A 20,888-nucleotide genomic window follows, 5' to 3' on the forward strand; every position below is an offset into this window, starting at 1 on the left:
ATTGGAGGCTTTTTTTATTATTATACATCCCAATTTAATTGGGTGATTAGTGCCAAGGCTTTTACTTCTTCATCTTCATGAACGAAAATCTGAATGAGATCAGATAAAGGTGCTCCAAAACCAGCCAAACGTGCAGATTCACTTTCATCTTTTAGAATAGGTTCAATATTGTTATCCTTTAAGGTGACTTCTACTCTATGGGCATTAATACTATTGCCACTAAATACCTTTTTATACTTTGAATCCATATCGTTTATTTTATACTTACATTCATTTCTTTAATATATGTATTGAAACTCTTGAAAGTAGACGTTAATATTTCAATTTGTTCTTGAGCCTCTTTCCAATCTTTTTGTTCAATAGCTTCCCTAACTCCAGGTAGTGTTTTAACACCATAACCCGTATAAAAACCAGGAGCATAAATTTGATGCTTAAACCAAGGTCTTCTAGGCAGCCCCTTTTCAGAAGTTAACATATGTTCAGCTTTCATGAGTTGCTTATTGAGTTCATTTCTAATCTTGCTAGAAAGCGCAGTTGAATTTGTTTTCTCGAATTCGGTTATAGATTCATTTAGTAAAACCAATTCATTTTGTAAAGGAGAAAAGTCGATATAAGGCACCCTATCTTTTTTAGTAGGGCTCTTAATGTGTTTTGTAGGATCAGCTGCTAATTGATATGTGTTTTTCTCTACCATTGTGTTATGCTTCAGAACATCTTTACGCATACTCTCTGTTTCATTGATTATTTCTGTAAGGTATCCTGAAACGGTCGAATGCCACTGTGAGAAATTTAGGGGTAATACATCTGCATTTGCCAAACGTAAAGTAATTAGACCTGCTGTGTTCGCCAACGCAACACCATATGCAAATTCAGGGTCTTTGAATCTTTTGTAATGGGGATATGTATCATAAATGGTATGGTATTCTCCACCACCATTTTCACCACCAAATCCTAAATTTAAGGCTGCGATACCTGCATGTTGTATAAAAGGAGTGTAATCTGACCCCGAGCCTAGAGCATATAATTCAAAAGAATCATCTCCACCATTAACCATATTCGCAGCAATTCGTCGCTCTTTAACCGATACTTTGGTTTGTGGGTCGATTACTGAGCCGGCAACCTCACTTACCATTGCTTGTAATGAATGTGAACCACCAGCACCTAAAAACCCACGTCCATTACCATCAGTATTGATATAGGCAACCACTTTTTCTTGCAATTCTTTTTTATGATCTTCTACCCATTCAGTAGATCCAATAAGACCCGGTTCTTCAGCATCCCAAGCACAAAACACTAAAGTTCGTTTTGGTTTCTGCCCTTTTTTTGCAAGTTCGCCGATTGCTCTGGCTTCTTCCATAAGGGCTACCATACCACTAATAGGATCGTTTGCACCATGAACCCAAGCATCATGATGATTACCACGCATTACCCATTGGTCTGGAAATTCAGAACCTTTTAATGTGGCAATTACATTATGTGCAGGCACCAGTTTCCAATCGAAAGCAAGTTTCAGGTGTACTTTTGCTGGTCCAGGACCTATATGATACGTTATCGGTAAACCACCTCGCCATGATTCAGGTGCTACCGTACCATCTAATGCGGATAAAAGAGGTAGTGCATCTTCATATGAAATTGGTAAAACAGGAATTTTTGTAATGGTCGGTGCATCTTTTCGATCCAATCTTTTAGCATCTTTAGTAGCTGCATAACCGGGAGTCAAAACATCACCTGGGTAAGTAGGCATATCCATAACAGAACCTCTCTGCACTCCTGTTTTGTTTTTATAAGCACCTTTAGGGTACACATCACCTTGGCCATAACCATCATCTTCGGGATCTGAGTAAATAATACAGCCGATAGCTCCTTTTTCAGCAGCTAACTTTGGCTTAATACCTCTCCATGAACCTTGATATTTAGCGATAACTATTTTCCCTTTTACGCTTATACCGAGTTTTTCTAATTCTTCATAATCTTTAGGGATACCATAGTTGACAAAAACCAATTCGGCCTCTACGTCACCATCGGTAGAAAATGCATTATAGCTAGGCAAAAGGGCATCACCTTGTGCAGTAAATGGGTCACCTTCTACAGGGACCGCAGTTAGTTTTGCAGTGTATTTGTTAGGTCCAGTTAGTTCTAATACCCTTTCCGTAGGATAAGGAAAAAGAATTTGATAGGTTTCAATTTGGGCATCGTAGCCCCAAGATTCAAACTGATTTTTAATCCATTTAGCATTTTTCTCGCCAAATTCTGTACCGACCCAATGAGGCTCAGCAGCCATTTTCTGCATCCACTGGTCTAGGTTAGTGGCATTTAATTTTTCTTCAAAACTTTTTTCTAATTGAAGTTGTTTGTTCGTGTTCTCAACGGAAAACCCTATAATTGATTTTTGAGAAAAACCGGTGAGAAATGTAATTAAGAATAGGGTAGTTAGAATTTGTTTCATAGTGTTAGAATATCGATGTTGAAATTTAATTCGATTTAAGGTTAATGGTTGTGCCTGTTTTAGAACTTGTTATGGCTGCTTGTAGAATCTCCATAGTAATCATGTTATTTTCTAATGCATATACATTGTAAGGTTCTAAAATTAATTGGTTATTGATAACAGCTGCAAAAACAGAAAAAGGATCATCAAATGGTTTTTGTCGTTCCCCTAAAAGAAATGTCTCTTCGGTATAATCGCTGTATCCTTTAGAAAGTCTTAATCGTAATTGAGTAGGGTTATCAGAATAAATAGCACCCTTTGTACCATAGAGTTCCATATCTTTTCTGCCTATGGGCCAATTCCATGAAGGTTCTAGTATGGCCATTTCATTATCGTAGGTCAAAATAATGGTAGCATCGTCATCTACATTAGGATTGTTTTCAGGTTGTAACTGTTGTGTAACAGCAGTAATACTATTTGGTCGTTTGCCCTTCATTAGCCAAGTCATCAGATTAGCTCCGTAACAACCAAAATCTGTAATGGCGCCACCGCCATTTAATATAGGATCCGATAACCATTCTAAAAACTCATCAGAAACACCAATTTTCTTTGGGCCTTTGTGACCGTCTCTAATGATAACTTTTCTTAAATCGCCTATAGTTCCCTTTTCTAATAAATCGTTTGCCTTTACATTGGTCTCATACCATGAAGTTTCATAATTTGTTAAAACATGGATTTTATATTTTTTAGCCAATGCTTCAATTTTTTTAGCGTCCTCAAGATTGGTGGCTAAAGGTTTTTCTACCATCACATGTATGCCCTTTGGGGCGCATGACTCCACTACGTTCAAATGTTCCTTTATATTGCCAAAAGCAGCTACAGCATCTGGTTTTACTTTTTTTATCATTTCATCCATAGTATCAAAAACCATATCCATGGAAAAGCCAAATTCATTAGAAAGTCTTTGCGCTAATTGCTTGTTGGGTTCAACAATACCCACCATTTTAATATCAGTTTGAGAATCCCTACTAAGAATCCACCCAACATGACCATGTGTAAGACCGGAAACGCCCAATTTCACTGCACTATCTTGCGCGATACTACTATTTATGGACAGTATCAATATTAGGGTTGCGAAAAATTGTTTCATAAGAAGGTTTTTAAAAATTTAAATAGGCACTTCAATTGTTTTGTGCTCTATTAGATTAGTACTTATGGTAAATACAATCAACTCTCATAAGTTTACCAATGAAAATAATTTAAGTGGACATTCACTTGATTTCTATTATAAAAAACACGGATAAGGGGCTATTTAAAAGAGCCATATTTCAGCTAAATATAAGAAAGTAGCAGCTTAAAAAACCAAAAAGGCGCCTTTATTTGGCGCCTTTTTTTCAAAATAGTTAACTCTTATTTTATAAAATCCACTAAATTTTCAGCTATTCATTGGTACTTCCATAACTAATACTTTGGCAGTACTATTACTATGTAGTGTAAAGGAGTCGGTTTCCCAAATTCCATAACCATCTCGTTTATTTAAATTTTGGTCATTCACAACAATATCACCTTCTAAAACAAAAATATACACTCCATTTCCTTCTTTTTTTATAGAATAGGAATCTGTTTTGTCAGATTCATAATCACCTAAATGAAACCATGCATCTTGGTGAATCCAAACTCCATTATCATCTTCATTTGGAGAGAGTATTTGATAAAAACTGTTTTTGGTTTCAATATTTTTTATAGAAATTTGATCGTATCGCGGAACTACATCTTTTTTATTCGGAATTACCCAAATTTGTAGAAATTTAACCAGTTCATTTTTGTTCTTGTTATGCTCACTGTGTGAAACTCCTGTACCAGCACTCATTACCTGTACATCACCTGATTTAATAACAGTAGAATTCCCCATATCGTCCATATGTTGAAGATCACCTTCTAGTGGTATAGAAATTATTTCCATATTACTGTGAGGATGTGTTCCAAATCCACGACCTGCAGCAACCATATCATCGTTTAATACCCTCAGTACCCCAAAATTCATACGGTCGGGGTTATGATAGTTCGCAAAACTAAAGCTATGATATGAGTTTAACCATCCATGATCAGCATGTCCTCTGGTGTCTGATTTATGTAAAATTGTTTTCATTTTTATTCTATTTGAGATATAAAGTTAGTCGTTTTTTCTTTCCTAAGTTTACAGTTAAAGTGTTGATTATAATGAGTTACAATATCTTTTTTAAGTAAGGTAAATTGCTTTTGAATTGTTTCTTGCTAAAAGAAGTGGCTGACATAATATAAAAATAAGAAAAACGTTATACACAAAAATTCTCTTTTAAATGAAATCTATTTCTTTTCTATGCTTATTATTTTCAATTTCAACAATATATGCTCAAAGTAGTGCTGATGCTGTTAAACATTTAGGCGCAGGTATTGTTATTGGAGGAGTTGGAGGATATGCTGCAAATAAGATATCGAAAGGTCAGCGAGGCTGGACTTGGGCTGGTGCTGTAGGAAGTAGCTTAGTTGCAGGATTAGCAAAAGAGGCTTTTTATGATAAACCAAAAGGCGCTACTTGGGAAACAAGAGATGTTGTTTTTACTACGTTAGGTGGTGTGGTTTCTGCATTAGCATTAGAAGTATTTACAGGTAATGATAGTGGTAGAAGAGGAAGAAGTGGCAATGGCAGAAAATGCGGTTGTTTGGTCGCTGAATTAGATTTTAATCAAGAATTAGATTTGCCAATATTTGTAGAAAATGGAACGGGAGATATTACCTCAGAATTACAGGCTGCCTATATTTTAAGATAAGCTCATAAAAGTCCCTTTGCCTTTATTTCTAAATATTTATTTAAAGTGTTGATAGTTAAATCTTCTGGTTTGGTGAGTATGGTTTGTATACCGTATTTACGTAATTCATTTACTACCAATTGCTTTTCGTAAATAAATTTCTCTGCTATGGTTTGCTCAAAAATTTCTAATGTATTATTTGGTTTTTTCTGGGTGTAAGAAATGAGCTCAGTATTCTCGAAAAATATAACAACAAGTAAATGTTGTTTTGCGATTGCTTGTAAGTAAGGAAGTTGACGATGCAGTGCATCTAAAGTTTCAAAATTGGTATAAAGTAAGAGAAGACTTCTTTGGGGCAGATATCTCTTTGTGTCGATATACAATCTACTAAAATCACTTTCTACAAAATTTGTTTTGAGATTGAATAATGTTTCAAGAATAAGATTCATTTGTGAACTTCTACGTTCAGCAACTACTCTATTTTCTATTTTATTACTAAAAGCGAACATACCCGCTTTATCATTTTTCTTCAAAGCGATGTTGCTGATTACAAGTGTAGCATTTATGGCATAATCTAATAAGCTAAGTTCGTTAAAGGGCATTTTCATTACACGCCCTTTATCAATAATTGAATATATAGGTTGAGATTTTTCATCTTGAAACTGGTTAACCATCAATTGACCTTTTTTCGCAGTAGCTTTCCAATTTATGTTTCTTATATCATCACCTTGAATATAATCTTTGATTTGTTCAAACTCCATCGTATTACCGATACGGCGTATTTTCTTTATTCCATGCTCAAAAAGTCTATTGCTAAATGCCAAGAGATCATACTTTCGAAGTTGTAGAAAAGAAGGGTATACCGGTACTTCTTTGTCTTGGTCAAAGGTGAACCTACGGGCAATAAAGCCAATAGGCGAACAAGCGAAAATATTTAAATTGCCAAAACTATAAATACCTCTTTCTACGGGTCTAACGGAGTAGGAATATAATTTTTGTTTACCGGTTTTTATACGACTTTTAAAGCTAAGGTCTCTCTTTTGAAATTGAAAAGGGAGTTCATCTATGATATTCAAATGACTTGAAAACAGGTATTGATTGGTGACCTTAATTTCAATTGTATTTTCATCTCCATTTGAAAGTTTGTCAGAAACAATTCTATCTGCAATTACACCATCTTTCGAAAGAAATAAGAGAAGTATATCAATAAGGCATAATGTTAAGAAAAGATAGAAAAAGGACTTGGCAAGAAATGTAATGTTTTCAAAGATATAGGATACCAGAAAACAGAGAATTACCCCTGTTAATGCAAAGAAAAACCTCTTTTGTAGAAATATGTTTTTGAACGCCTTTTTCACAATTACTTATCTAGGAATTTCTATGGTTTGAATTAAATCTTGCACCATTTTTTCGGCGGTTAACCCTTCCATTTCACGCTCTGGAGTAAGTATAATACGGTGACATAATATTGGTCCTACAACTTTTTTAATATCATCTGGGGTAATGAAGTCTCTACCATTAATTGCCGCTACTGCTTTTGAGGCCTCTAATATGGCAATTGAAGCTCTTGGAGATGCACCTAAATAAAGGTTTGCGTTGGTTCGGGTATTATTGACTATTGCAGCAATATATTTCAGTAAATTATCTTCTACGATAATATCCTTTATTACATTTTGGTATGCAGCTATCTGTTCTGCCGATAATACAGAATCAATAAGGGCTTCAATATTAGTAGTTTTCTGTTGGTGTTTATTTTCTAGAATTTGAATTTCTTCTTCAAGAGTAGGGTAGTGAACATTAATCTTGAATAAAAAACGATCTAGTTGAGCTTCAGGTAATCTGTAGGTGCCTTCTTGTTCTATAGGATTTTGAGTTGCAAAGACCAAAAATGGAGGTTGCATTTCAAATTCATTACCATCGATAGTAATTTGTCGCTCTGCCATAGCTTCAAAAAGAGCAGCTTGTGTTTTTGCAGGAGCTCTGTTAATCTCATCAATTAGGATAATGTTCGAAAAGATAGGGCCTTTTTTAAACTCGAATTCAGATGTTTTTACATTAAAAATAGAAGTACCTAAAATATCACTCGGCATTAAATCTGGCGTAAATTGAATTCTACTAAAATCGACATTCATGGTCTTTGCCAATAATTTTGCAGTAACTGTTTTGGCGACTCCGGGTACACCTTCAATTAATGAATGCCCATTTGCCAAGATAGAAACAATTAGTAATTCTATCATGTCTTGTTGGCCAATGATTACTTTGCCCAATTCAGCTTTAACTCTAACTACCGATTCTTGTAGCTTAGAAAGGTCTATTCTAGAGTTAAATTCTAAGTTGTTTTCATCTTGTGTATTATCTTCCATAAGATTGTTTAAATGTGTTTATTTTCTGCGCTAGGTTTAAAGTATCTTGTTCTGTATGTATAGGTTTGTTTTTCAGACTCAACATGAAGTCTATTAAAGATTTTGTTTCTTCAATGTTTTTGCCTGCTTTCGCTGCTAATTGAGTTACTAACCTTTCATTTAAAACTGTTGTATTTATATAATATCTATTTCTTATATAGGTTAAAAAGTAGTTTATCTTTTTACTGTTTAGGTTTGTGTAGTCTTTACTTTGATGATAAAGAGATCCTACGGTTCTTGCGAACTCGACCGATGAATTTTCTAAAGGTTTAATAACTGGTATAATTCGTTGTTCTCGCTTCGCTTTAAAAATCACAAAAAGCAGAAGTCCGCATAATACTAGATAATAACTCCATTTTAAAGCAGGTTGATTTAAAACAAATCGCATTGGGGAGGATATTACCTTTCTTCCCGATTTTTTATAATCATCCCAATACAACAAATTATTATGTAAGTAAGAAAAACTATTGGCGCTATAGCTACTTTTATCGCTTAATAAATAATAATTTGTGAACGCAATGGGTAGGGTGTTGATGATGAAACTTCCTTTGCCGAACGATGTTTTAATGAAGTTTGGTTTAACTTGTTTTACGTTCTTTTCATTATTTAAAAATGTGTTGTCTTTAAAATGTATATGACCTAAAATCTCAGTGTTTAATGTATCTAAACTTGTGAAGAAGGCAGTATTGACCCCTCTTTCAAATTCATAAATATTTTTATTTAAGTCAGTGTGAGTAAAGTCAACATTTACGGTGTCTTCTTTAATGGTATACTCCTGTAAAATTTCAATATTAAGAGTGTCGGCTAATTTACCTCTAAGCTCTGTTGTCGCTATAAATACTTGATTACCCTTTGCAACGTATTCTAAAATTTGATTCGTTTCCTGTTCATCCAAATATATATTATCATTAATCAGTATATAATTAGAAGTTATCGAAGAGTCATTTTTTATAAGCACATCATAAATACTTTCTTCGACCGATTGTATTTCGCTATTCGGAAAAAGTGAAGGCAGTTCATTAAAAAGTACAAAGCACCCAAAAGGTATCTTTGAAATTGAAGTATATGAAGGTCTCCAATTAATAGGTCTAGGGCGAACTATTTCGGTTACGATAATACCAACGAGTACCGCAATTAAAAAGCCTAGAATTATTTTTGAACGCCTCTCCAATTTATTGTTTAATTAGTTTGTTAATAGATTTAAAGTCTAAAACTGATTTTTCATATTTATTTAAGTCGATAGTCTGTTCACCATACCATATGTGGTCGTATAAGTAGGTTACCTTTTTAAAACCTTGTTGTATAGTCGGCTGTGCTATTTCGTTTAAGTAGTCAGAATTCGTTTTATCAAAATGCCATTGAATAACATCGTTTTTTGAAAGTTTTTGTAAAGTGAGAAGAAACTGATATCGAATAGCAAGTCGGTAATCAGAGTTTTCTAATGCTGTACGTAAAAGGTTATTTACATCAATAGTTTCTATGTGCTCTTCAGTAAGATTTATATCGTGAAATGATTTAGCCTTTTTATTGAAAATAGAATTAAAATTTTCATTGATTAATACTTTCACAATTAAATAAATGGCCAATATGACCAACAGAAAGTAGATAAGGTATTCTAAAGCTTGAAGCAGTTGAGGTGATAACTCTATACCAAAAATGCGATATAAACCTTTACCTACCCAATTTATAAATCGTGCTAAAAGGTTTTGTGATTCTCCAGTTTTTGTGGCGTAATTAAATTCTTCTCCTACATACTTTTTAGAATGATTAACATCTAATTGGCGCATAGTCAAAACAGATGATGTATCAATTCTAACAATACTGTCTTGTTCCCCTTGTGCAAAGCTGCAAAGGGTCACAAATTGAAATACTAAAAGAAGAAAGATGTTTTTCAAATTAGTAGTTTTGGCCTATTTGCGCTATGGAAGCCCTTGTGTTTTCGTTATATGTTTTTTCATGTAAAGCATAATACAATATGCCATTCACAAATTGAGACAGGCATTGGCCGTAAACTGCTATAATTAATATGAAACAAGTACCTAACGTGTAAATTATAGTTGTTACTATAGAATGCGAATAATCTACATTGTTTTCAACCACATGAAATGTGTACACTCCAATTATTATTGCTGGTACTATTAGTGTTATCATTAGTAAAATTCCCAGAAGTAACCCTAATATGAAGTTTACTCCTACAGATTTCCAAAAATTAGCGGTTACTAATCTCCAGCCTTCACCCAAGGCATCTGTAATTCCCTTTTTCTTTTCTAACATATCGAAAAAAGATACTCCGATCCATGCTGAAATAAAGAATTGAAAAATGTATTGAGCAAAAATCCCTAAAATTGGAATTATGACTAGAATGAATGAAGCCATTAAAATTACTAGGTATATAGGAATAAGTAGTAAAACAAAAAGGATAATATTGCCAAACTGACTTTTGGCATATTCCCACACTTCTTTTTTGTCAATATCTGAACTTTTCTTTTCTACATATTTGATCATATAGCTACTCGATAACGAATAGTTTAAAACGGCGACACATATAAAAATGACAAAGAAAAGAAAACCGCCAAAACCTAAATAAAGGTAATAATTTTGTTCTAACCCAATCTCTCCAGAAACATTCTCATAATTATATTCATGAGCAATCATCCCAATAAAACCTGAGACCAATAGATAACTTGCAATTAATAATCCTACTAAGAATATACCATTATAGCTAATGAAAACATTGGTGAAGTTTTTAATATTCTGTTTAAAAAAGTCAAAGTATGTGGAGATTATTTCTCCGAATTCACGGTTTACCCGTAATGGTATGTAATTGTCTTTCATGTCTGTTATTAAGTATTATGGGGTAAGCTATATAATAGAATACAATTAAAAATAAAGAGGCGGCAATAATTAAAAATGCCAACCAATTGGGCATATCGGTATAGCGAGTTATAAAACCTTCGATAAAACCTGCAATAATAAAAAAGGGTATAGTACTTACAACTACTTTTAATCCGTCTTTGGCTCCTTTCATAAAAGAGATGCGTCTAGAATAGGTTTTAGGAAATAAAATGCTATTTCCCATTATTAAGCCAGCACAACCTGCAATTATAATTACCGAGATTTCAATAGTACCATGTAACCATATTTGTTTGTTAGCTTCAAAGAAAACGCCTTTGGTATAGAAAAATGTTATGAATGCACCGAGCATTATTCCGTTACTAAAAAGAATGTAGGCGGTTCCTATGCTCGTAATAACGCCAAAGGCAAAGGCTAAAAAAGCTACTCTAATATTATTAATGGTAATCCCTAAAAAGCTGCCTATTTCACTACCACCTTTATAAATTGCCGCGGGATCTCCGTTTGCAATATTATTTAAGGTTTCGTTGACATAAGCGTCCCCTAGAATTAATCTAACGAAAGTAGCATCGTTTAATGCAGATAGCGAACCAATTGCAGATGCGATAATAAAAATCAAGAAGGCAATGCCTAAGGTTTTGTGATATTGTTTGAAAAATAGTGGGAATTCGGTAAGCCAGAAGTCAATAACACGATTACGGCTTTCCTTTTTATTTTTATAAATTTTTTGGTGAGCTTGTGAAGCCAAACCATTTAAATACAATAAAGTCTTACTTTCTGCGTAATAAGTTTGCGCATAAGCTAAATCATTGGTCAGTTGAATATAACCATTGGCAAGATCATCTGGATTTGTGTTGGCCCCAAGGTTAATGGCCTTTTCAAATACTATCCATTTTTCCTTATTTTGCCTTACAAAAGCAGCTTCGCGCATAAACAGTATTTACCTTGTTAATTTAAGACTTAATGAATAACCTTCAAATCAATACAACGCAAAATGTTAATCTTAATTATATCATTGTTAGTATTGGTGAGCGAATTGCAGCATTTTTTATTGATGCTTTTATTTTATATCTCTATTCCCTTTTAGTGAATATACTAGGCGATGCTATCGGTTATATTTATGATGACGTTTGGACACAACGAGGATTAATGGCTTTAATTTTCTTACCGGCAATGTTCTATAGCTTATTAATGCATATTATTTTTAATGGCAGAACGGTTGGTAAAATGTTGCTTAAAATGAGAGTGGTAAAGGTAGATGGATCACCAGTACATTGGAGTAATTATTTGGTTCGTTGGATGCTGCGCTTGGTTGATATTTGGCTTTTTGTGGGCTCAATTGGTATTTTAACCATTCTATTTTCAGAAAAGAGACAGCGTTTAGGTGATGCCGCTGCAGGTACTGTGGTCATTAGCACAAAGAACAAAACAACCGTGTCGCACACTATATTAGAAGAAGTGGAAGACACGTATGTACCACAATTTACCAATGTTACGATATTGACCGATAAGGATATTCGATTAATTAAAGAAACTTTTAGTGCAGCTAAAAAAAGCAACGATTTTAAGACATTAAAGGCGTTAAGAGAAAAGGTTGATAGTATCTTGCAAACAAATTCTGAATTATACGATATGAAGTATTTAGAAACTGTTCTTAAAGACTATAATTACTTTACCCAAAAGTTATAAGTGATGTTTTATTTTATCATTGATATATTAGGAACCATTGCATTTGCTATATCTGGTGTTTTGGTAGCTATGGATAAAAAGTTAGACGTCTTCGGCGTACTGATAATAGCTTTTGTTACTGCTGTTGGTGGCGGTACTTTGCGTGATTTATTAATAGGTATTAGACCCGTAGGATGGTTAAATACACCAATGCACCTACTTATAATAGTCATTACCGTTTTACTGGCAATATTATTTGTAAAACAATTAAAATACGTTAGAAAATCGCTATTTCTATTCGATACCATTGGTATTGGTCTTTATACCATGGTGGGTATTGAAAAAGGTTTGGCAGCAGACTTATCACCAGTCATGTGCATAGCCTTAGGTACTATAACAGCGTGTTTTGGTGGAGTAATACGAGATATATTATGCAATGAAATACCAGTAATTTTTAGAAAGGAAATTTATGCTACAGTATGTATTTTAGGTGGACTAGTTTATTTTCTTCTTATTCAATTTCCTATTGATAATACTATACCTTATTCCTTGGCAATCCTAACTATAATTATTATGAGGGTCTTGGCTGTTCGGTTTAAGATCTCATTACCAAATATATATCGCGATAACAATTAATGAGAAAACGGCTAATCTTATAAAAGACCATTTTACCAACATCTACTACTCAACAACTTCTGCCTTTTCAATATAAATATTCTGCATGGGCCAATCACCTTCACCAACAGGCTGATTGTTAATTTTGTCAACTACGTCCATTCCTTCAATGACCCTACCAAAAGGTGTATATTCATCGTCTAGGTGATAGGAACCTGGATTTGTAACAACTATAAAAAACTCAAAGGGTGATGCTAACATATGCGGGTTGTCCATTTCACTACTCGGCATTGAAATTGTTCCTCGATCGTGTTTATGCCCTTTTCTGGTATCAGGGGGTAATAGATATCTGCCAATGTTGGTTCTTTTCTTTCCGGTTTTGCGATCATCCGAATTTCCTCCCTGAATAATAAAATTCTTCACAACCCTATGAAATTGTGTGAAATCAAAATATCCTTTTCGGGTTAGATAAATGAAATTTGCCCGGTGATATGGTACATTGTCATATAATTCTACAGTAAAGCTTCCTAAATTTGTAGTGATTTTTACTTTATTAGATTTTAAGGTTTTTTCATAGTTAAAAAAGAAGTCAATGGCATTGTCCTCAGTAAGTTGAAATTTTTCTTCATCTTCTTGTTGCGATGTGCTATTTGCTTCATTTTTAGTCGAATCGATAGTTACCGCTGGTACAGAAGTTGTACTTTCAGCTTTCTTAGAAGTATCTTTGCACCCTACAGTAAGTATAACTGTGATAATAAAATACAAATAGAATTTAAGTGAATTCATGGATTTCAATTTTTTTGAACAACGGATATCAAAAATAAAAGATCTACCGCTTCCGGGGGAGGCTTCTCAATATAAAATGGCTCCACAGGGTCGTTTCGAAGAATTTAAAGAAATAAATCTAGAACGTCGCAATCCGAGAAAGGCAGCTGTAATGGCTTTGTTTTACCCTACAATTAGTCAAAACACCAATTTATTGCTGATTCTTCGTAAAACTTATAATGGGGTTCACTCTAATCAAGTAGGCTTTCCTGGTGGTAAGGCTGAAAAATATGATGACGGACTTTTATCTACCGCATTGCGAGAAACCCACGAAGAAGTAGGGGTGAAGCCAACAGATGTGACGGTGATTAAAGAGATTTCAGAAATTTTTATACCACCTAGTAATTTTATAGTGCAGCCTTTCATCGGGCTGTATAAAAATCCTAAACCATTTGTGAAGCAAGATTATGAGGTCGAATTGATTTTAGAAATACCCTTGTTAGACTTTTTGGATGAAAACAGAATCGTAACTAAAAAATTAACAACATCTTATGCAGTTGATATTGAAGTACCAGCCTTTAAATTAAACGGTTATATTGTTTGGGGAGCCACCGCAATGATGTTAAACGAGATTAAAGAGTTATTAAAGCAGGTGTTGTAAGGCATATTTATTTATTTTAGCATTCTATGGGATTATTTAAGACAAACCCTTTTGGGCATAATTTATTTTTAAAAAAATGGCTGATTCGTATTCTAGCGTTGCTTTCGCATCAACGCTATAAGCGTTTTAATACATTAGAGATAGAAGGATCTGATGTTATAAGAAATTTGCCTGATAGAAATGTACTATTTGTTAGTAACCATCAAACATATTTTGCTGATGTGGTGGCAATGTTTCATGTATTCAATGCAAGTTTGAGTGGTCGTGAAGATTCAATAAAAAACTTAGGGTATATATGGCAGCCCAAACTAAACATGTACTATGTGGCTGCCGCTGAGACGATGAAGAAAAGTCTTTTGACTAAGATTATGGCCTATGCAGGTTCAGTAAGTGTCGAGAGAACTTGGCGTGCAGAAGGGCAAGATGTGAAGCGGCAGGTGAAGATGAGCGATATTTCTAGCATCGGTAAAGCTTTGAATGACGGTTGGGTAATTACTTTTCCTCAAGGTACAACTACACCTTGGAAGCCATTACGTAAAGGAACCGCCCATATTATTAAAAAATATAAACCTGTTGTTGTGCCGGTAGTAATAGACGGATTTAGACGTTCCTTTGATAAAAAAGGCCTTCGCATTAAGAAAAAGGGAATTTTACAATCCATGGTTATTAAAGAACCCTTGGAAATTGATTATGAGAACGAATCTTTTGAGGCTATCATAGAAAAACTAGAGTACGCTATTGAACAGCACCCTTCTTTTCTAAAGGTGATTTCTAAACAAGACTTATTAGCATACGAAGAGGAGAATAAGAAACGTAAATGGAAAAAATCTTAAAATTCCAATTGTCTCAACTCACTATAATTCTTCTTTAGTTTTCTTAGTAATAGACCGTATAATAGGAAATAAATACCTCCCATAAACAAGGTTAGTATTATTCCAAAAATACCCATTGAGAGCATTACGGTTATCTTTAATTTTTCTGGGGATATGTTTTTGAGCCCTTCTTTTAATTCAGGAAAAGCTAGGGTAATATTATCACTTAAATAAACACCTATGATCATTATGATTATAGTAACCATAATCATCGATAATGAGAAAATAACATAGTGTTTAACTGTTCTTCGTGTTTTAATAATTTTACGCATTAAATTTTTAGAATTATCGAGTACTGAAATTTCTTTAAATCTTTGATAAAACTGAAAAATAAAGTAAAATGCAACTGCATACGTTAATATAGAAAGAATAAAGAGATATTTGGAAACCCCAATCTTTTTGTAAACCTCCATACCCTCTTGCATTGAAGGTAAAAGGTATAATAAATGTGGTAGTGTAAATTCTAATATACTAATGATAAGTATCCATTTCACTATAGAAGAAGATTTCTTCCATATCATTTTATGAATATCCTCATAGCTCAATTTAGGAATATTAAATTCCTTTTTTTGCCAGTCTTTCTTTAATAATTCCAGTTCATCCGTCATACGCTTATGGATTCAAAATGGTTCTTAATTTTGTTTTGATACGGTTCATCTTCACGCGTGCATTTACTTCTGTTATACCCAATGTTTCTGAAATCTCGGTATAGTTTTTATCCTCTAGATATAAAAAGACCAAGGCTTTATCAATATCACCTAGTTGTTTAACTGCCTTATACATCAATTTTAATTGTACTTCTTCTGTTTCATCATACTCATCCGCTTTTATCTTAAAAATTATAGATTCATAATCTGCGGTATCAATCCTTCTTTTGTGCTTTCGATACAAGGTGATTGCTGTATTTAAAGCTACACGATACATCCATGTACTAAATTTTGCATCACCTCTAAATTTGGGGTATGCTTTCCATAGTTGTATGGTAATTTCTTGAAACAAATCGTTGTGAGAGTCGCGGTCGTTTGTATACAGCGTACACACTTTATGAACAATGTTTTGATTGTCCTGTAGCTCGGTCACAAATTTGTGTTCAAGTTCTTTGTTCACTGTTGGTTGGTTGTTCTTATATAGTTAGTCATGTAAAAGTTTCGTTTGTTACAATGAATCTTAAAATAAATAAAAAAAGTGCTCAAGGAAACCTCGGCACTTTTTCTCAACTATAATATTGGAAATCTAATTTCTATAATCTAATGCAGGTGCTCTATCACCTAAAAGAGGAATATATTTAAAATCAGCACCTCTTTGCTCCAAAAATTCAATTTTAGCAGATTCTACCAATTTTTTGTCCTTGAACAAATCAATTGCAGTCTTTGTTAAAGTTTTTGCTGCTACCATCATACCTTTTCTACCAATCGATGTTCCACCAGCAGCAACGGCTTGCCAGCTATGAGCCGATGTTCCCGGCACCCAGGTAGCGGTGCTAAAACCTACGGTTGGTACAGTGAAGCTTACATCACCAACATCAGTTGATCCACCTGCTTTTCCTTCTGTTTTGTATGGTTGTACATTTTTTGCAGTGGCTAGATCTGCTTTTTCTTGACCTAAAGATTTTGCGATTTTATCAGCAAACACCATTTCTTGAGGAGTATAATCCATTCCACCAACTTCAGTTAAATTGTCGTACACTACTTTTTGTAGGGTAAGGTTAGGGAGCAACTCATGCGTACCGCCTATCATTTCATAATCCATAGTTGTACCTGTACCTAAAGCAGCACCTTCTGCAGCTTTTACCATTCGATCAAAAATATCGATAACTACATCACGTCTATTGTGGCGGGCATAGTAATAAACTTCTGCAAAATCTGGCACCACGTTAGGTGCTTTTCCTCCATCTGTAATTACATAGTGAATTCTAGCCTCTTGTGGTATATGCTCACGCATCATATTTATCATCATGTTCATTGCCTCTACACCATCCAATGCAGAACGCCCTTTATCAGGTGATGCAGCAGCATGTGCAGAAACACCATGAAATCTAAATTTAGCAGATTTATTCGCCAATGCTGCACCAGCATTTGCTTCGTTTTCGTCTCCAGGATGCCAGTGAAGGGCAATATCTACATCGTTAAAAAGACCTTCGCGAACCATATATACTTTACCTGAGCCACCTTCCTCGGCAGGCGTTCCGTAAAAACGAATGGTTCCTTGCATTTTGTTTGCAGCTAACCATTCTTTAGTTGAAATAGCTGCAGCAGTTGAAGCTGTGCCGAATAGGTGATGCCCGCAAGCATGACCTGCAGCTTTACCTGCCGATTCTTTATCAGCAATAGCTTTTTGAGACAGGCCAGGTAGTGCATCAAATTCACCCATAATAGCAATAACAGGACTTCCACTACCATATTCTGCGATGAAAGCAGTTGGTATACCTGCAACTCCTTTTTTAAGGGCAAAACCAGCATCTTGTAATGTCTTTTGTAATAGGCCAGAACTTTGCTCTTCTTGGTAGCCCATTTCTGCGAATTCCCAAATGTTCTGGGCTATATTTCCATAATCTTCGCTTTTTTGCTCTAGATTTTTAAGAATTTCTTTTTCACTCTTTTGAGCTTGAATTGAAAAAAAGGAAGTACTTAATACTGCCAATAATAATAAGGTTTTTTGCATTTTACGAGTTGTTTGTAGTTAGACCTTAAATATACTAAAAACAGAATATTATTTTAAAGTAGAAGGGCATTTGTTTAGTTTTGCAATTAAGTAATACATTATGAACATACCACTTTCAAGCTATCCTAGAATTGTAATTATAGGTGGTGGGTTTGGCGGAGTTTCTTTAGCCAAAAGACTAAGTAAAAAAGAAGTACAAGTCGTTCTCATAGACAAGAATAATTACCATACTTTTCAACCCTTATTATACCAAGTTTCTACAGGTGGTCTTGAACCAGATTCTATTGCATACCCCTTACGAAAGGTTTTAATCGGATATGATAATTTTTATTTTCGTTTAGCAGAGGTCGATAATGTTGATCCACAAAAAAAGAAAATCAATACCAATATAGGTGATCTTTCATACGATTACTTGGTTGTAGCTACTGGCTCTGAAACCAATTTCTTTGGAAATGAAGAGATTGAAAAGAATGCCATGGCGATGAAATCCATACCGCAATCGCTTAATCTTAGAAGTTTAATTCTTGAAAATTTTGAGCAAGCACTTTTAACCGATGACTATCATGAGCGAGATGCGTTAATGAATTTTGTTATTGTTGGTGGTGGCCCTACAGGGGTAGAGCTATCTGGTGCTTTGGCTGAGATAAAAAAGGGTATTCTGCCTAAAGATTATCCAGATTTAGATACCAGAAGAGCACAAATTAATATCGTACAAGGAGGTGATTGTCTTTTACCTGGTTTTAGTGCTCAGGCTTCAAAAAAGGCGGAAGATTTTTTAGAGGAATTAGGAGTTCAAGTTTGGAAAGGAGTTAGGGTAACTGGTTACAATGGTAAAACAGTTACCACAAAAACCGATTTGGTTTTCGAAACTGCTACTGTAGTTTGGGCTGCAGGGGTAAAAGGTGCAGGTATTAAAGGTTTAGATGCAGCAGACGTATTAGCAGGCGGTAATAGAATTAATGTTAACGAGTTTAATCAAGTTAAAGGCCACCCTGATATTTTTGCCATAGGTGATATTGCTTGTATGGTAACGGAAGATAATCCTCGTGGGCATCCAATGGTAGCGCAGCCTGCAATACAGCAAGGTAAACTATTAGGGGAGAACTTAGAGCGGTTACTGGCACATAAATCGATGAAACCATTTGAATACAAAGACAAAGGAAGTATGGCGACAATTGGTCGAAATAAAGCCGTTTGTGATATAAAAGGATATCGTTTTCAAGGCGTCTTTGCCTGGTTTGTTTGGATGTTCGTTCACTTGTTTTTTATAATCGGATTTAGAAATAGAACCGTCGTATTCATTAATTGGGTATATAACTACATAAAATTTGACCGAGAGGCCCGTCTAATAATAAGACCATTTAAAAGAGATTACAGTCAGTTTAAGGATTAGAGCGAATTGTTTGTATATAAATATCTGGCAGTTAGAGTCTTGCTAAGTATTTTTTGATTCATGATTTTTAAAATATATTTTGTAGGAATTATTTTCTAGAATAAGTTTCCGTCCTGTTAAAATATTGGTTGTTAACTTTGTATTCTTATGTACTTTCTCTATCAAAGGGCAAACAGTTGAAGAATTACCCACAGCATTACCATCATCATTAATCGGATTATCAATATTTGGGCATACATATCCTGTATTTTTAAAAAGATGAAAATCATAAGTCCTTTATAGTTGGATATGTAATGTCAAAAGCTACGCAGATAGAACTTTAGGGGGTTAATGATACTTATTTATTGACCGAAAGATTTAGAACGAATTTGGTGGGTAAAATTTACTTAAATGATAAATTGTATTTGTTCTCAGGAATGGAGGTGAAAGCTGAAACAGCAAATTATGATAATGTTTCAAGTACTTATCGACTTGGTTTTGTAGCCAGTGTAGGTTATCCTATTAGCGAAAATTTTATGATAGGGGTAAAAAGTAATGTTCAATTGAATAACTCTAGTATTGGTATTTTTGGCGAAATTTTAATTGAAATGCTAGTAGTTTATACTATATAGGAAGTAAGCTTAAATTTTAATTGCTTTTTCTTGGATGAAAATTATTCATCACCTCTGCTAAATGTGAACGGTCTACATGCATATAAATTTCTGTTGTAGTTATACTTTCGTGGCCTAGCATTTGCTGAATAGCACGTAAATCAGCTCCATTTTCTAATAAATGTGTTGCAAACGAATGCCTAAAAGTATGCGGACTAATATTTTTTTGTAGACCAATTGTAACAGCCAAATTCTTTACGATGGTGAAAATCATGGCCCTTGTTAATTGTTTTCCTCTTCTATTTAAAAATAGAATATCTTGAAATCCTTCTTGAATATTTAAGTGAACCCTAATCTCATTTCTATAGATATTAATATACTTTTTATTGACAGAGCTGATGGGTACAAATCGTTGTTTGTCTCCTTTACCAGTTACTTTTATAAAATCTTCTTCGAAAAAAAGGTCAGATATTTTCAAGTCAATAAGTTCAGAAACTCGTAAACCGCAACCGTACAAAGTTTCTAGCATAGCACGATTACGTTCCCCTTCATTCGAGCTTAAATCGATAGCTTGTATTAATTTATCTATTTCGTTTTCAGAAAGAGTGTCGGGTAATTTCCGTCCTATTTTGGGGGACTCGATTAAATCTAATGGGTTGTCTTTTCTATAATCCTCAAAAATTAAATAGTTAAAAAAACTCTTAAGTCCAGATATAATTCGTGCCTGCGATCTGGGGTTAATCACTTTGGCAATTTCATATATAAATTGCTGAACGGTATCTTTTTCTATTTGAATAGGGTTGACAGATATCGAATGTGAATTTAAGAAGTTCATAAGTTTCTCAATATCTCGAGTATAGCTTTGTATAGAATTTTTTGATAGTCCACGTTCTAGTTTTAAATAAACGGTATAATCTTTCAGTGCATGTTGCCAATTCATGGTTTAAAGATAGATATTACATTATTTAAAAGTAAAGTATAAATGGTATGAAATACTGGTTCTTTGGTGTATGAACATTTATCACTAATTTTTATATCTACTCAAATTAAATGTAACAATCAATTTTATTAATAGGTGATGGTTTTGGAGTAGAGGTAGCGCTTAGACCTATTGCTGGCCTTGATTAAAAAATAAATAATGTTCCATTAGCTTTTTATTTCGATTGGAGACCTTTTATCCGTCTAAGAGTATTT

22 protein-coding genes are annotated in these 20,888 nt (G+C 34.1%); 7 read left to right on the forward strand and 15 right to left on the reverse strand.

Annotated elements, in window-relative coordinates; translation table 11 throughout:
* Positions 1–20: 20 nt before the first annotated feature.
* The 4 genes from B5X55_RS10525 to B5X55_RS10540 all read right to left on the reverse strand — a co-directional run bounded on the left by B5X55_RS10525 (position 21) and on the right by B5X55_RS10540 (position 4,574).
* Positions 21–248: a putative signal transducing protein gene (locus B5X55_RS10525; protein ID WP_079512589.1), complete on the reverse strand. Its 228-nt coding sequence runs from the start codon at positions 246–248 to the stop codon at positions 21–23.
* 5 nt (positions 249–253) lie between these two features.
* Positions 254–2,446 (reverse strand): transferrin receptor-like dimerization domain-containing protein, encoded by a 2,193-nt coding sequence (locus B5X55_RS10530; RefSeq protein ID WP_079512590.1) that lies wholly within the window; start codon positions 2,444–2,446, stop codon positions 254–256.
* Between the two features lie 25 nt (positions 2,447–2,471).
* Positions 2,472–3,575, reverse strand: a complete 1,104-nt coding sequence (locus tag B5X55_RS10535) for a Gfo/Idh/MocA family protein (protein ID WP_079512591.1) — start codon at positions 3,573–3,575, stop codon at positions 2,472–2,474.
* Between the two features lie 285 nt (positions 3,576–3,860).
* Positions 3,861–4,574: a pirin family protein gene (locus tag B5X55_RS10540; protein WP_079512592.1), complete on the reverse strand. Its 714-nt coding sequence runs from the start codon at positions 4,572–4,574 to the stop codon at positions 3,861–3,863.
* A 190-nt stretch (positions 4,575–4,764) separates the two neighbouring features.
* Between B5X55_RS10540 and B5X55_RS10545 the strand changes: the two genes are divergently transcribed.
* Positions 4,765–5,235: a hypothetical protein gene (locus B5X55_RS10545; protein ID WP_079512593.1), complete on the forward strand. Its 471-nt coding sequence runs from the start codon at positions 4,765–4,767 to the stop codon at positions 5,233–5,235.
* 2 nt (positions 5,236–5,237) lie between these two features.
* On the opposite strand, the gene B5X55_RS10550 is transcribed toward B5X55_RS10545, so the two are convergent.
* The 6 genes from B5X55_RS10550 to B5X55_RS10575 are packed head-to-tail and all read right to left on the reverse strand — an operon-like array spanning position 5,238 to position 11,400.
* Complete coding sequence (locus B5X55_RS10550; RefSeq protein WP_079512594.1) at positions 5,238–6,572, reverse strand: DUF58 domain-containing protein; 1,335 nt, start codon at positions 6,570–6,572, stop codon at positions 5,238–5,240.
* Positions 6,573–6,578: 6 nt separating this feature from the next.
* Positions 6,579–7,577 (reverse strand): AAA family ATPase, encoded by a 999-nt coding sequence (locus tag B5X55_RS10555; RefSeq protein ID WP_079512595.1) that lies wholly within the window; start codon positions 7,575–7,577, stop codon positions 6,579–6,581.
* The gene (locus tag B5X55_RS10560) at positions 7,567–8,787 is read right to left on the reverse strand and encodes a DUF4350 domain-containing protein (protein ID WP_079512596.1); all 1,221 of its coding nucleotides are present in this window, start codon (positions 8,785–8,787) and stop codon (positions 7,567–7,569) included. The genes B5X55_RS10555 and B5X55_RS10560 overlap by 11 nt, the downstream gene beginning before the upstream one ends.
* Position 8,788: 1 nt before the next feature.
* Entirely contained in the window at positions 8,789–9,511 is a 723-nt protein-coding gene (locus B5X55_RS10565) for a hypothetical protein (RefSeq protein ID WP_143814461.1), read from the reverse strand.
* A 1-nt stretch (position 9,512) separates the two neighbouring features.
* Positions 9,513–10,451 (reverse strand): hypothetical protein, encoded by a 939-nt coding sequence (locus B5X55_RS10570; RefSeq protein ID WP_079512598.1) that lies wholly within the window; start codon positions 10,449–10,451, stop codon positions 9,513–9,515.
* Positions 10,414–11,400: a stage II sporulation protein M gene (locus B5X55_RS10575; RefSeq protein WP_079512599.1), complete on the reverse strand. Its 987-nt coding sequence runs from the start codon at positions 11,398–11,400 to the stop codon at positions 10,414–10,416. The genes B5X55_RS10570 and B5X55_RS10575 overlap by 38 nt, the downstream gene beginning before the upstream one ends.
* Positions 11,401–11,432: 32 nt before the next feature.
* On the opposite strand from B5X55_RS10575, the gene B5X55_RS10580 reads away from it, so the two are divergent.
* Both B5X55_RS10580 and B5X55_RS10585 read left to right on the forward strand, forming a co-directional pair.
* A complete protein-coding gene (locus B5X55_RS10580; RefSeq protein WP_079512600.1) occupies positions 11,433–12,158 on the forward strand; it encodes an RDD family protein in 726 nt (241 codons plus the stop codon).
* Positions 12,159–12,161: 3 nt separating this feature from the next.
* Complete coding sequence (locus B5X55_RS10585) at positions 12,162–12,773, forward strand: trimeric intracellular cation channel family protein (RefSeq protein WP_079512601.1); 612 nt, start codon at positions 12,162–12,164, stop codon at positions 12,771–12,773.
* A gap of 45 nt (positions 12,774–12,818) precedes the next feature.
* Here the strand turns inward: B5X55_RS10585 and B5X55_RS10590 are convergent, their stop codons facing one another.
* Positions 12,819–13,538, reverse strand: coding sequence for a peptidylprolyl isomerase (locus tag B5X55_RS10590; protein WP_079512602.1), 720 nt, complete (start codon positions 13,536–13,538; stop codon positions 12,819–12,821).
* Here B5X55_RS10590 and B5X55_RS10595 point away from each other — a divergent pair.
* Both B5X55_RS10595 and B5X55_RS10600 read left to right on the forward strand, forming a co-directional pair.
* Positions 13,537–14,178: an NUDIX hydrolase gene (locus tag B5X55_RS10595; RefSeq protein ID WP_079512603.1), complete on the forward strand. Its 642-nt coding sequence runs from the start codon at positions 13,537–13,539 to the stop codon at positions 14,176–14,178. The two genes, B5X55_RS10590 and B5X55_RS10595, sit on opposite strands and share 2 nt — an antisense overlap.
* A gap of 26 nt (positions 14,179–14,204) precedes the next feature.
* Positions 14,205–15,011, forward strand: a complete 807-nt coding sequence (locus B5X55_RS10600) for a lysophospholipid acyltransferase family protein (protein ID WP_079512604.1) — start codon at positions 14,205–14,207, stop codon at positions 15,009–15,011.
* Here the strand turns inward: B5X55_RS10600 and B5X55_RS10605 are convergent.
* The 3 genes from B5X55_RS10605 to B5X55_RS10615 all read right to left on the reverse strand — a co-directional run bounded on the left by B5X55_RS10605 (position 15,008) and on the right by B5X55_RS10615 (position 17,711).
* Positions 15,008–15,658 (reverse strand): DUF8845 family protein, encoded by a 651-nt coding sequence (locus B5X55_RS10605; protein ID WP_079512605.1) that lies wholly within the window; start codon positions 15,656–15,658, stop codon positions 15,008–15,010. The two genes, B5X55_RS10600 and B5X55_RS10605, sit on opposite strands and share 4 nt — an antisense overlap.
* 4 nt (positions 15,659–15,662) lie before the next feature.
* The gene (locus B5X55_RS10610) at positions 15,663–16,157 is read right to left on the reverse strand and encodes an RNA polymerase sigma factor (RefSeq protein WP_079512606.1); all 495 of its coding nucleotides are present in this window, start codon (positions 16,155–16,157) and stop codon (positions 15,663–15,665) included.
* 126 nt (positions 16,158–16,283) lie between these two features.
* The gene (locus tag B5X55_RS10615) at positions 16,284–17,711 is read right to left on the reverse strand and encodes an amidohydrolase (RefSeq protein ID WP_079512607.1); all 1,428 of its coding nucleotides are present in this window, start codon (positions 17,709–17,711) and stop codon (positions 16,284–16,286) included.
* A 100-nt stretch (positions 17,712–17,811) separates the two neighbouring features.
* Between B5X55_RS10615 and B5X55_RS10620 the strand changes: the two genes are divergently transcribed.
* Positions 17,812–19,104, forward strand: a complete 1,293-nt coding sequence (locus tag B5X55_RS10620; protein WP_079512608.1) for an NAD(P)/FAD-dependent oxidoreductase — start codon at positions 17,812–17,814, stop codon at positions 19,102–19,104.
* Between the two features lie 371 nt (positions 19,105–19,475).
* Positions 19,476–19,715, forward strand: a complete 240-nt coding sequence (locus B5X55_RS10625) for a hypothetical protein (protein ID WP_143814462.1) — start codon at positions 19,476–19,478, stop codon at positions 19,713–19,715.
* A 16-nt stretch (positions 19,716–19,731) separates the two neighbouring features.
* Here B5X55_RS10625 and xerD read toward each other — a convergent pair whose 3' ends face one another.
* Positions 19,732–20,634, reverse strand: a complete 903-nt coding sequence (xerD, locus tag B5X55_RS10630; RefSeq protein WP_079512610.1) for a site-specific tyrosine recombinase XerD — start codon at positions 20,632–20,634, stop codon at positions 19,732–19,734.
* Between the last annotated feature and the right edge of the window lie 254 nt (positions 20,635–20,888).

Origin of the sequence: Maribacter arcticus (assembly GCF_900167935.1) — a bacterium.
Taxonomy (GTDB): domain Bacteria; phylum Bacteroidota; class Bacteroidia; order Flavobacteriales; family Flavobacteriaceae; genus Maribacter; species Maribacter arcticus.